The organism is Streptomyces sp. NPDC001744 (genome assembly GCF_042892575.1).
GTDB lineage: Bacteria > Actinomycetota > Actinomycetes > Streptomycetales > Streptomycetaceae > Streptomyces.
Map to the genome: position 1 here is coordinate 21,065 of NZ_JBIAUG010000007.1, position 11,748 is coordinate 32,812.

The 11,748-nt window shown below is 72.9% G+C and carries 13 protein-coding genes; 6 read left to right on the plus strand and 7 right to left on the minus strand.

What is annotated here, in order from left to right; genetic code table 11:
• Positions 1-98 precede the first annotated feature (98 nt).
• Positions 99-818, plus strand: coding sequence for a lysophospholipid acyltransferase family protein (locus tag ACFYZY_RS10705; RefSeq protein WP_388692007.1), 720 nt, complete (start codon positions 99-101; stop codon positions 816-818).
• 161 nt (positions 819-979) lie between these two features.
• On the opposite strand, the gene ACFYZY_RS10710 is transcribed toward ACFYZY_RS10705, so the two are convergent.
• From ACFYZY_RS10710 to ACFYZY_RS10730, 5 genes are all read right to left on the minus strand, one after another.
• Positions 980-1,459 (minus strand): hypothetical protein, encoded by a 480-nt coding sequence (locus ACFYZY_RS10710; RefSeq protein ID WP_388692009.1) that lies wholly within the window; start codon positions 1,457-1,459, stop codon positions 980-982.
• 35 nt (positions 1,460-1,494) lie between these two features.
• Complete coding sequence (locus ACFYZY_RS10715; protein WP_388692011.1) at positions 1,495-2,583, minus strand: threonine aldolase family protein; 1,089 nt, start codon at positions 2,581-2,583, stop codon at positions 1,495-1,497.
• Positions 2,580-3,341: an SDR family NAD(P)-dependent oxidoreductase gene (locus ACFYZY_RS10720; protein WP_388692013.1), complete on the minus strand. Its 762-nt coding sequence runs from the start codon at positions 3,339-3,341 to the stop codon at positions 2,580-2,582. Before ACFYZY_RS10720 ends, ACFYZY_RS10715 begins: the two co-directional genes overlap by 4 nt.
• Positions 3,342-3,394: 53 nt before the next feature.
• Positions 3,395-4,801 carry a DUF6421 family protein gene (locus ACFYZY_RS10725; RefSeq protein WP_388692016.1) on the minus strand — a complete coding sequence of 469 codons (1,407 nt, stop codon included), beginning with the start codon at positions 4,799-4,801 and terminating at the stop codon, positions 3,395-3,397.
• Between the two features lie 168 nt (positions 4,802-4,969).
• Positions 4,970-5,521 carry a GNAT family N-acetyltransferase gene (locus tag ACFYZY_RS10730; RefSeq protein ID WP_388692019.1) on the minus strand — a complete coding sequence of 184 codons (552 nt, stop codon included), beginning with the start codon at positions 5,519-5,521 and terminating at the stop codon, positions 4,970-4,972.
• A gap of 166 nt (positions 5,522-5,687) precedes the next feature.
• Between ACFYZY_RS10730 and ACFYZY_RS10735 the strand changes: the two genes are divergently transcribed.
• From ACFYZY_RS10735 to ACFYZY_RS10750, 4 genes are all read left to right on the plus strand, one after another.
• On the plus strand, positions 5,688-6,251 hold the full coding sequence (locus ACFYZY_RS10735) for a DUF5134 domain-containing protein (protein ID WP_388692022.1): 564 nt from the start codon (positions 5,688-5,690) through the stop codon (positions 6,249-6,251).
• Positions 6,252-6,457: 206 nt separating this feature from the next.
• Positions 6,458-7,393 (plus strand): M56 family metallopeptidase, encoded by a 936-nt coding sequence (locus ACFYZY_RS10740; RefSeq protein ID WP_388692024.1) that lies wholly within the window; start codon positions 6,458-6,460, stop codon positions 7,391-7,393.
• A 129-nt stretch (positions 7,394-7,522) separates the two neighbouring features.
• Positions 7,523-8,206 (plus strand): phosphatase PAP2 family protein, encoded by a 684-nt coding sequence (locus ACFYZY_RS10745; protein ID WP_388692027.1) that lies wholly within the window; start codon positions 7,523-7,525, stop codon positions 8,204-8,206.
• A gap of 129 nt (positions 8,207-8,335) precedes the next feature.
• On the plus strand, positions 8,336-9,013 hold the full coding sequence (locus ACFYZY_RS10750; RefSeq protein WP_388692030.1) for a TetR/AcrR family transcriptional regulator: 678 nt from the start codon (positions 8,336-8,338) through the stop codon (positions 9,011-9,013).
• Here ACFYZY_RS10750 and ACFYZY_RS10755 read toward each other — a convergent pair.
• Positions 8,979-10,505, minus strand: a complete 1,527-nt coding sequence (locus ACFYZY_RS10755) for an LVIVD repeat-containing protein (protein WP_388692031.1) — start codon at positions 10,503-10,505, stop codon at positions 8,979-8,981. The genes ACFYZY_RS10750 and ACFYZY_RS10755 overlap by 35 nt on opposite strands.
• Positions 10,506-10,677: 172 nt before the next feature.
• On the opposite strand from ACFYZY_RS10755, the gene ACFYZY_RS10760 reads away from it, so the two are divergent.
• Entirely contained in the window at positions 10,678-11,331 is a 654-nt protein-coding gene (locus ACFYZY_RS10760; RefSeq protein WP_388692460.1) for a DUF305 domain-containing protein, read from the plus strand.
• A 63-nt stretch (positions 11,332-11,394) separates the two neighbouring features.
• Here the strand turns inward: ACFYZY_RS10760 and ACFYZY_RS10765 are convergent, their stop codons facing one another.
• On the minus strand, positions 11,395-11,748 hold the full coding sequence (locus ACFYZY_RS10765) for an ArsR/SmtB family transcription factor (RefSeq protein WP_388692033.1): 354 nt from the start codon (positions 11,746-11,748) through the stop codon (positions 11,395-11,397).

The following is an 11,748-nucleotide window of genomic DNA, read 5'->3' on the forward strand; positions in this document are numbered from 1 at the left end:
CATGGGGCACGATCTGCCCGAAGCCGAAAACCTACGGCTCCGTAACTTCGCCGGGAGAACCCTCCCCGGACACAGCAGGAAGAAGGGGTTCCTCTCCGATGGCAGAACTCGTCTATCGGCCGGTCATCGGCGCCGCACTGACCATGTTCAAGGCGCTGGACCTCAAGATCGACACACAGGGTTCGGAGCACATCCCTCGGACCGGTGGGGCCGTCCTCGTCAGCAACCACATCAGCTACCTGGACTTCATCTTCACCGGTCTCGCCGCGCTGCCGCAGAAGCGGCTGGTCCGCTTCATGGCGAAGGACTCGGTCTTCCGGCACAAGGTCTCGGGGCCGCTCATGCGCGGCATGAAGCACATCCCGGTGGACCGGTCGCAGGGAGAGCACGCCTACAAGCACGCGCTGGAGTCGCTGCGGTCCGGGGAGATCGTCGGCGTCTTCCCCGAGGCGACCATCTCCCAGTCCTTCACGCTCAAGGGCTTCAAGACGGGTGCGGCGCGCCTCGCCCAGGAGGCCGGCGTCCCGCTGATCCCGATGGCGCTGTGGGGCACCCAGCGGGTGTGGACGAAGGGGCGTCCGCGCAACTTCAAACGGAGCCACATCCCGGTGACGATCCGCGTCGGCGAGGCGGTCGAGGCCCCCGCCGACCAGTACGCGGGCGCCATCACCCGGCGGCTGCGCGAACGGGTGCAGGAGCTCCTGGAAGCCGCGCAGCGCGCCTACCCGGTCCGCCCCAGGGACGCGGGCGACACCTGGTGGGTGCCCGCGCACCTCGGCGGCACGGCCCCGACCCCGGCCCAGGTCAAGGAAGCCTGACGCGGACGCCCGCGGCCGACGGCCCCGCTCGCGGCCGGACGGGGCCGATGACCTTCCGTCCGGCCGTGCGCCTGTTCACCGTCGCCCGGGCCGTTCCTTCCGGATCGGGCCGGACCCCGCGAGCCCGGCGAGATCCGGAAGGGACGGGCTCCGGGGGTACGTCAGCGCTCCGGGCGGCGTGCCACGCCGTCGATCTCGTCGGCGCCCAGCGGGAACGGGTCGTGGCCGACGCAGCGGCCGGCCACGGGCCCGGCGACCGGCCGGAAGCCGTACGCGGCCATGAGACGGCTCGCGGCCGGGTCGGGGCTCCCGGCGCCCGTCGCGCCGTGCCAAAGGGTCAGGTCCGTGCCGAGCCTCACCATCGTGAGGTCCTCGGCCCGGAGCAGGCGGCCGATCTCCCGCATCAGGTCCATGCCGCCGCGCGCCCAGGGAACGCGTTCGACGCGGCCGTCCCCCACCAGCAGCAGTCCGCTCGTGTCCGTGCGGCCGGGTGCCGTCCGGGTCGCGGGGGCGGAGCCGGGCGCCCGGAGCGGAGCCGGTGTGCCGCCCGTCTCCCCGGCCGGTCGTGACGGTGGGACAACGAAGACCTCCGGTGCGGTGGGTTGCCGGACGGCTCCCACCACACCGGAGGTCTTCGCCATGATCAGGAGCAGGCCGGTGTCGACGACGCTCGTGGTCAGTACACCTGGCGGGCCAGCTCTTCCTTCAGGGCCTGGAGGAAGGCGTCCACGTCGTCCTCCGTGGTGTCGAAGGCGCACATCCAGCGCACGTCGCCGGCGGCCTCGTCCCAGAAGTAGAAGCGGAAGCGCTTCTGGAGACGGCGGCTCACCTCGTGCGGGAGGCGGGCGAAGACCGCGTTGGCCTGGACCGGGTGGAGGATCTCCACCCCGTCGAGCGCGCGCACCCCGGCCGCGAGGCGCTGGGCCATCGCGTTGGAGTGGCGGGCGTTGCGCAGCCAGAGGTCCTTCGCGAGCAGCGCCTCCAGCTGCACGGACACGAACCGCATCTTCGACGCGAGCTGCATGGACAGCTTGCGCAGGTGCTTCATGTGGCTGACCGCGTCCGGGTTCAGCACGATCACGGCCTCGCCGAAGACCATGCCGTTCTTGGTGCCGCCGTACGAGAGCACGTCCACGCCCACCGCGTTGGTGAAGGCGCGCATGGGCACGTCGAGCGAGGCGGCAGCGTTGGCTATCCGGGCCCCGTCGAGGTGGACCTTCATGCCCTTGGAATGGGCGTGCTCGACGATCGCGCGGATCTCGTCCACCGTGTAGACGGTGCCCAGTTCGGTGTTCTGGGTGATCGAGACGACCTGGGGCATGGCCCGGTGCTCGTCCTCCCAGCCCCACGCCTGCCGGTCGATCAGTTCGGGGGTGAGCTTGCCGTCCGGGGTCGGCACGGTGAGCAGCTTGAGACCGCCCATCCGCTCCGGCGCGCCGCCCTCGTCCACGTTGATGTGGGCGGACTCGGCGCAGATGACGGCGCCCCAGCGGTCGGTGAGCGCCTGGAGGGCGGTCACGTTGGCGCCGGTCCCGTTGAAGACCGGGAACGCCTCGGCCCGGGAGCCGAAGTGGCTGTGCACGATCCGCTGGAGGTGGTCGGTGTACTCGTCCTCGCCGTAGGCCACCTGGTGGCCCTCGTTGGCGAGGGCCAGGGCGGCGAGGACCTCGGGGTGGGCGCCGGCGTAGTTGTCGCTGGCGAAGCCCCGGACCGACGGGTCGTGGCGACGGCGCGCGTCGGTCCGGAGGGGGGGAACCGCGGTCACGGCTCGGGGGTCAGCCACAGGCGCTGTCCATTCACTTCCTGGGCGGACTTGCCCCACAGGCCGACGATCTCTCCGGCCAGGTCGTCGACGTCGGTGAAGCCCGCGAACTTCGCATGGGGGCGCTCGGCGCGCATCGCCTCGTGCACCAATGCCTTGATCACCAGGATCGCAGCCGCCGCCTGCGGGCCGTCGTCGCCCCCGAGCTTGCGGAAGGAGTCCGCCATGGCCAGGGTCCACGCCTCGGCGGCGGCCTTGCCCGCGTTGTACGCGGCGTTCCCGGCGACCGGCCGGTGGGCGCCGACCTGGCTGATCAGGGCGTAGCGGCCGCGGCCGCCCGCCCGGAGCAGGGGGTCGTGGAAGGCGAGCGAGGTGTGCTGGACCGTGCGGATCAGGAGCTTCTCCAGGAAGTCCCAGTCCTTGAGGTCGGTCTCCGTGAAGGAGGCGCTGCCGCGCCAGCCGCCGACGAGGTGGACCAGGCCGTCGATCCGGCCGAACTCCTTCTCGGTCTTGGCGGCCCAGTCGCGGGTGGCGGCGAGGTCGAGCAGGTCGACGGTGTCACCGACGACCGTGGCGCCGCCGTGCGCGTAGCGGGCGGCGTCGACGGCCTCCGCGAGGCGGGCCGGGTCGGCGTCGGACGCGACCACGGTCGCGCCCGCCTCGGCGAGCCGCAGCAGGGCGGCGCGGCCCGCGGGACCGGCCGCGCCGGCGACCGCGACGACGGCGCCGTCGAGCGGGCCGCCGTTTCCTTCGGCGTTCATGGGCACCGTCTCCTCCGTGTGTTCGGCGTTCCCGGGTTCTCCGGCGGGAGCGCTCACGCGGCGGCCCGACCGGTGGACGGGACGTCGGCGGCGGTGATCCCCTTGGTGTCGGCGATCACGCCCTTCAGCTTCTTGGCGAGGGCCTCGAAGAACATGCTGAGCGGAAACTCGTCCGGAAGCACGTCGTCGACGAGCTTGCGCGGCGGCAGGGACAGGTCGAGGGCGTCGGGACCCTTGGCCCACTTCGACCCCGGGTGGGGGGCGAGGTAGGCGGAGACCAGCTCGTACGCCTTGAACCAGTGGACGAGCTTGGGACGGTCGATGCCGTCGCGGTAGAGCTTCTCGATCTCGGCGCAGAGCTGGTTGGTGACCTCGGGGGCCCGCTGCCAGTCGATCCTGAGCGTGTTGTCCGTCCAGCGCACCACGTCGTGCTTGTGGAGGTACGCGAAGAGGAGCTGGCCGCCGAGGCCGTCGTAGTTGCGGTTCCGGTCGCCGGTGAGCGGGAAGCGGAACATGCGGTCGAAGAGGACGGCGTACTGCACGTCACGGCCGTGCGTGTTGCCCTCGGCCTCCAGCTTCACGGCCTCCTTGAAGGCGGTGAGGTCGCAGCGCAGCTCCTCCAGGCCGTACATCCAGAACGGCTGGCGCTGCTTGATCATGAAGGGGTCGAAGGGCAGGTCGCCGTGGCTGTGGGTGCGGTCGTGGACCATGTCCCAGAGCACGAACGCCTTCTCGCAGCGCTCCTGGTCGCCGATCATCGCGGCGATGTCGGCGGGCAGCTCGATGCCGAGGGTGTCGACGGCGGCCTCGGTGACCTTGCGGAAGCGGGCGGCCTCGCGGTCGCAGAAGATGCCGCCCCAGGTGAAGCGCTCGGGGGCCTCGCGGACGGCGATGGTCTCGGGGAAGAGGACGGCCGAGTTGGTGTCGTACCCGGCGGTGAAGTCCTCGAAGGTGATGCCGCAGAAGAGCGGGTTGTCGTAGCGGGTGCGCTCCAGCTCGGCGAGCCACTCGGGCCAGACCATGCGGAGGACGACGGCCTCCAGGTTGCGGTCCGGATTGCCGTTCTGCGTGTACATGGGGAAGAGGACGAGGTGCTGGAGCCCGTCGACGCGGTCGGCGGCCGGCTGGAAGGCGAGCAGCGCGTCCAGGAAGTCCGGGACCGCGAAGCCGCTCTCGGCCCACTTGCGCAGGTCGGAGACGAGGGCGCGGTGGTAGGCGGCGTCGTGCGGCAGGAGCGGGGAGAGCTGCTCGACGGCGGAGACGACACGGTCGACGGTCAGCTCGACGAGGGAGCGGGAGGGCGCGCCCTCGGCCTCGAAGTCGATGGAGCCGTCCGCGCCCTGCCAGGCGCGGATCTCCTCCACGGCCCCCTTGAGCTCGGGCCAGGCCGGGTGGTCGATCACCCGGGCGTCGGTGGACATGCCCCTGCCGGTCGCGTCCTGCACAAGAACTTCCGTCATGCCTCTTCCTCCACAGGAGAACCTTGCGTCAGGACACGGTAACCACCGACGCTCCTTCCCCACAAGAGGATCAAGGGAAATCATCCTGCGCGACCCCCCTGGTGACAGAAGTTTTTCCTGCCGTTCAGGGTGGAGGCCACGCTTCCGCCCTCCGGGTTCCCTCTGGGGTCACACCAGCGGCTTGACCAGGAGCTCGAACTCCAGGTCGTCGCGCTGGGGCACCCCGAAACGCTCGTCGCCATAGGGGAAGGGAGTCGTCCGGCCCGTGCGCCGGTAACCGCGCCGCTCGTACCAGGCGATCAGCTCCTCGCGCACGGAGATCACCGTCATGTGCATCTCGCGCACGTCCCACAGCTCGCGCACCCGGCGTTCGGCCTCGGCGATGATCCGCTTGCCGAGGCCCGCGCCCTGGAGTTCCGGGCGGACGGCGAACATGCCGAAGTAGGCGGCCTCGCCCCGGTGCTCCAGCTGGCAGCAGGCGACGACCTCCCCGTCCCGCTCGACCACCAGGAGCCGGCTGCCGGGAGCGGCGATGACGGCGGTCACGCCCTCGGCGTCGACGCGCTGCCCCCGGAGGATGTCCGCCTCCGTGGTCCAGCCCGCCCGGCTGGCGTCGCCCCGGTAGGCCGACTCGACCAGCGGGACGAGGACGGGGACGTCCTCCGGGACCGCCTCGCGGTAGTGGATCCGTCCGGTCTCCCGGGACGTGGTGGCGTCCATCTGCGGCCCCCCTCGGGCGTCGGTGATCGGGTGCGCAAGCGCACCGAGCCTAACGCGCGCCCTTCGCTCCCCCTCGTACGCCTCCGCGCAACCGTGCGCCCGCGTGACCTCCCCGGGGGCCGGGCATCCCTCCCCGGGGATCACGACCGCGTCGAGGGGGTGTGCCGTGCACGGACCGGCTCTGTCCGGATGGCTGCTGGTCGCGCTGTGCGGGGCGACCGGCGCGTACTGCCTGCTGCGGGCGCGGAGGTGCGCCGGGGAGGAGCGACGGGCCGCGGGCGGCGAGGCGCTGATGGGGTTCGGGATGGCGTTCATGGCGCTGCCCGCCGGCGCCCTCGCGCCGCCGGGGTGGAGCTGGGGGGTGTACGCGGCGGTGTTCGGCGCGGCGGCGCTGCACGGGCTGTCCACCGTCCGGCACGGCGGTCACCACCCGCACCACCTGGTGGGTTCGCTCGCCATGGTCTACATGGCGGTGACGATGGCGGCCCCCGGCACCCCGGGGGCGCACGCGGGGCACACGACGTCCGGCGCGGGCGGCGTGCCCGTACTCACGGGCCTCCTCCTCCTCTACTACGCGGTGTACGTCCTGCGCGCGGGGGCGCGGCTCGTCCCGGTGGCGGCGCCCGCGGGCCGTCCGGCACCGGCGCCCCGGACCCCCGGACCGGAGCTGACGCTCGCGTGCCGGGTCTCGATGGCGCTGGCCATGGTGGCGATGCTGGTGACGCTGTGAGGCGCGCGGGCCCCTCGCGGGGCGCGTCGCACGGGACCGGCCGCGCGGGTCCGGTCCGCGCGGTTCCGGCGTCCGGCGGTCCGGCGCGCCCCGGGCCCGCTCTCCCGGCCCGCCGGGGAGACGGCCCGGCCAACCCGGCCGTGGCGTACGTCACTTGCCGTTCGCGCCCGTACCCCCGGCCGGTACCGCGCTCATAGGCTGCCGCCATGTGGGTCTCCCTCGCGCTGTTCCTGCTCGGCCTCCTGACCGCCCTCGCGGCCCCCCGGCCGCTGTCCCGCGCCGACTGGGTGGAGCGAGAACCCGTGGTGGCCCTGTGGGTGTGGCAGTGCGTGGTGGCCGCCGTCCTGCTGAGCTTCGCGCTCTCCATGACGTTCAGCGCCTCGGCCGCCTGGCAGGCCGTACGGGGCCGGCTCTTCGCGCCCGCGCCGCGCGCCGTGGTCGACGCGTACGAACTCGGCACGACCGGGCCCTGGTCGGCGGTGCTCGCCGTGGCCCTCGCGGCCGGCGGGGTGTGGTCCGGGGCGATGCTGGGCCGGGAGATCGGCCTGGCCCGCGCCCGGCTCCGGCGGCGCCGCCACGACCTGCTCGCCCGCGTGCCCCTGCTGCCCGGGGAGGAGCCGGACGGCGAGCGCCTGGTGGTCCTGGAGGGCGAACGGGCGGGCGCCTGGTGGATGCCGGGGCCCACGCCCCGGCTGGTCGTCACCACGGCGGCGCTGCGCCGCCTGAAGGGGCGACAGCTGGACGCGGTCCTGGCGCACGAACAGGGCCACGCCCGTGCCCGGCACGACTGGCTGCTGCACTGCTCGGCGGCGCTGGCCGCCGGGTTCCCGGGCGTCCCCGTCTTCGCGGCCTTCCGCGAGGAGATGCACCGGCTGGTGGAGCTGGCCGCCGACGACGTGGCCTCGCGCCGGTTCGGCCGTCTGACGGTGGCCCTCGCCCTGGTCGGACTGAACGAGGAGCGCGGGGTGTTCGGCCCCGGCCCGGGGCCGGACGCGGGCCTGCCGCAGCGGGTGGACCGCCTCCTGGCCGCGGCGCCCCGGCTCACGGCCGGCCGCCGGCTGCGCCTGACGGCGACCGCCTCCCTGGTCCCCGTGGTCCCGGTGCTCGTGGCCTTCCTCCCCGCCTTCGGCGCGCTGGGCTGACGGCCGTCGCGGCGCCGGACCGCGCCCGGGGTGCGGCAGACGGCGCGCGGGAGGCGTACGAACCCGGGAGAAGGCCGCGCGAGGCGTGGGGAGGGCGGCGCGGGGCCGTCCGTGCGGCAGGATCGGCCCATGCGCTCCTCCGCCGTGGTCACCGGTGTCCTGGCCGTCCTCCTGCTCGTCTGCGTCGCCGCGGGCTGGTCCCCGCTGCTCTCCTTCGACCGGTCGGTCGCCGGGGAGCTGCACCGCAGTGCCGTCGCCCATCCCGGGTTCACCCGGGCGAACCGCGTCCTGAGCGACTGGGTGTGGGACCCCGTGACGATGCGGCTGCTGGCCGCCGTCGCCGTGGGGCTGCTGTGGTGGCGGGGAGAACGGTGGCTCGCCGTGTGGGTGGCGGGGACGAGCCTGCTGACCGTGGGACTCCAGCAGGGCCTCAAGGCACTGGTCGGACGGGACCGGCCCCACTGGCCCGATCCGGTCGACTCGGCGCGGTACGCGGCCTTCCCGTCCGGGCACGCGATGACGGCGACGGTCACCTGCGGACTGCTGCTGTGGGTCCTGGCCCTGCACTGGCGGGACGGGTGGCGGGGCTGGGGCGCGCTCACGGGCGCCGCCGTCGTGTCGGTGCTCGGAGTGGGGTGGACGCGGGTCTACCTGGGCGTCCACTGGCCCTCGGACGTCCTCGGGGGGTGGCTCCTGGGGTGGTGCTGCGTGGCCGTGGCCGTGCTCACGTACCGGAGGAGGGAGGCGCGGGCCGCGTCGCCGGGCGGGAACGGCGCGGAGGGCGGCGCGGGCCGGGCCGGAGGGGCGCGATGAAGCCGTCTGTTCTGGACGATCCCCCGTGTCGCCCAGAACAGACGGCGTCCCCGGCGGTCCGCCACGAGGGCGTACCGACAGGACGCGCCGAGTATACTGGCCGTCAGCCAGTCAACGCAGGAGTCCAGCATGTCCCCGCGTAGCGCATCGGTCAATGAAGAGCTCCGGCGCCGGTCGCGGGAGCGCATCCTGCGGGCCGCCGTGGAGCTGGTCGACACCAGGGGCTACGAGGCGACCACGCTCGGCGACATCGCGGAGCGGGCCGGTACGGCGCGGGGGCTGATCTCGTACTACTTCCCGGGCAAGCGGCAACTGCTCCAGTCGGCGGTGCACCGGCTGATGCACCTCACCCTGGAGGCCGCCCTGGAGCGCGAGCCGCGCACGGAGGACGGCCGGGAGCGGCTGGCCCGCGCGATCGACGCGATCCTGGGGCTGGCGGTGGAGCACCCCACCCTGATGCGGACCCACATGGCGGGCATCCTGCAGGCCGAGGGCTTCGTGCGGTGCGAGGAGCAGCAGCGCCTCGCCTTCCTGCTGCGCGACACGCTCGCGCGGTACGGCTCCGAGGACGTGGACACGGACTACCCGCTGCTGCGGGCGCTGCTGATGGGCGCGGTGGTGGCGGTGCTGCTGCCGGGTGCGCCGATGCCGTGGACGCGGCTGCGTTCGGAGCTGTTCCACCGGTACGGCCTGGACCGGGAGGCGGGCGTGCCGCCGGACGGGAGCCCGTCCGGCGGCACGCCGTCGCCCGGGACGCCGGGCGGCCCGGGGATCAGTCGAAGTAGTCCGGCTGGGTCTGGGCGTTGAACTCGTCGAGCCGGACCCGCTTCGCGGGATCGGTGCGGCGGTCGGAGATCTTGAGGACGTCGAAGCCCTTGGCGATGTCGTTCGAGTAGATGTGGCCGTTGTAGTAGTACGCGGACCAGGAGCCGCCGACCGAGAGGGTGGTGTCGGAGAGCGGACCCCGGTCGAAGTGGGCGATCTCCTTCGGCCGGGCGGAGTCGGTGAAGTCCCAGACGGAGACGCCGCCCTGGTACCAGGCCTGGACCATGATGTCCCTGCCCTCGACCGGGATCAGCGAGCCGTTGTGGGCGACGCAGTTCTCGGTGGCGGCCTGGTGGCGCGGGATCTTGAAGTAGCTGCGGAAGACGAGCTTGCGCTTCTTCCCCTTGCCGACGATGTCGTAGACGCCGTCCGCGCCCCGGTTCGGGCCGACCTCGGCGTTGCAGGTGGCCGCGCCGCCGCCGCCCAGCTCGTCGGTGAAGACGACTTTGTCCGCCTTCTGGTTGAAGGTCGCGGAGTGCCAGAACGAGAAGTTGACGTTGTCCTGGACGCGGTCGATCACCCGGGGCCGCTCGGGGTCCGAGATGTCGAAGAGGATGCCGTCGCCCATGCAGGCGCCGGCCGCGAGGTCCTTGCCCGGCAGCACGGTGATGTCGTGGCAGCCGGTGGTCTTGGAGACGCCCGGGTTGGTGGGGGCGCCGGGGTTGCCGCCGCCGTCCGGGCCCTCGCCCGGGAAGAGCACCGGGAAGGCGACGACCTCGGCCTTCTGGGGCGCCTTGCGCGGCACCTTGATGACCGAGATGCCGTCGTGCGGGGGCCGGCAGTCCGGGAAGGCGGCGCTGGGGCTGTACGACGAGACGTAGACGTACACGTCCTTGCGCTTCGGCACCAGCGTGTGGGTGTGGGAGCCGCACGCGGTCTCGACGGAGGCGACGTACTTCGGGTTGCGGATGTCGCTGATGTCGAAGATCTTCATGCCCTCCCAGGATTCCTTGACCGTGGCGGGCTGCGTGGTGCTCGCGCAGGAGTCGTCGCTGCGGGAGGAGTCGGTGGAGAGGAAGAGCAGGTTCCCGGAGACCGAGATGTCGTTCTGGGAACCGGGGCAGAGGACCTGGGCGACGGTCTCGGGCGCGCTCGGCCTGCTGATGTCGAAGATCCGGAAGCCGTCGTAGTTCCCCGCGAAGGCGTACTTGCCCTGGAAGGCGAGGTCGGTGTTGAGGCCCGGAAGGGCGTCCTTGGGGATGTTCGCGAGGTGCTCGATGTTCGGGGTGTGGACGATCTGGTCCACCCCGGGTATCTCGCCGCTCCGGAGGGCGGCGCGCGTGTCGGCCGCCTGCTCCCGGGAGATTCCGCTCCGCGCGGGGGCGTCTCCGGGGTCCGGCGTGGCGGCGGCGGGTCCGGCGGCGAGCAGTGTGGCCAGCAGGCCGGCCGCGGCGGATGCCACGCCCAGCCGTCTGGCCCGTCCGCGCGGAACTCGCGCGGTGGACGTGGTAAGCGGGGTACGCAACGAAGTCACTCCGTCCTCCCTGGGGTCCGTTCGGTCGTGAACGGGTGTGGGACCCCGGCAGTATGTTCCTTGCCGTGCACATCTCAACAGATGGCAACACGGACGTCATGAAGGATTCCGGCCGGTGCCCCGCGGAAAGTGTGAGGACGATCCCGTCCCGCAAGAACACCTGGAGGTCACGTTGTTGATCCGCCGCCAGCGCGCCGTCGTGGCCGCGCTCCTGTCCGCCGTCGCCGTACTCGCCCTGGGCGCCTGCGACTCGGAGCCGGACGGGAGAGGGGCGGAGGCCGTCGCGTCCCCGACGGGGGTCACCGTGGTGGCGCCGGGGCGGCCGGGCGAGCCGGCCAGGCGGGTGTCCCCCGAGGAGGCCGCCCGGCTGCTCCCCGACGAGAGCCCGAACGGCGCGGACTTCCGGTACGTGCAGATGATGATCGCGCACCACCGCCAGGCCCTGACGATGACGGAGCTGGTGCCGCAGCGGGCGGAGTCCCCGGCGGTCAAGAAGGTCGCCGAGCGGATCGCGGCCGCGCAGAAGCCGGAGATCGCGGCGATGGAGGGCTGGCTGAAGAGCAACGGCGGACCGCGCGAGCAGAGCGGCCACGACCACCACGCGATGCCCGGCATGGCGACCGGGGCCCAGCTGGCGGAGCTGGGGAAGGCCGGGGGCCGGGCCTTCGACGAGCTCTTCCTGAAGCTCATGATCGCCCATCACCAGGGCGCCGTGACGATGGCGGCCGAGCTGTTGAGCGAGGGCAACAACGTGCTGGTGGAGGAGATGGCGAACGACGTGATCGCCCAGCAGACCTCGGAGATCAACCGGATGCGCTCGCTGTAGGGCGCGCGCTCCCGCCGCGAGGGGCGGCCGTCAGACGGTCGCGCTCCGCCACGGGCGCGGCCGTCAGACGGCCGCGCCCCCGCGGCCGTCCTGGGCCGCCGACGCGGCGAGCACGGCGTCGAGGAGGCCGGGGAAGAGCGCGTCGAGGTCGTCCCTGCGCAGGGTGTTGAGCTTGGCCGTCCCCCGGTACGCCTGCCGGACGACGCCGCTCTCGCGCAGCACCCGGAAGTGGTGCGTCGTGGTGGACTTGGTCACCGGCAGGTCGAAGTCCGAGCAGCTCAGCTCGGCGCCCTCGCCCGCCAGGTCCCGCACGATCCGCAGGCGCACGGCGTCCGCGAGCGCGTGCAGCACGTCTTCGAGGCGGATCCGGTCGCGCGCGGGGTGTTCGAGCGCGCGCGGGTCGGCGGTGGTCGTCAT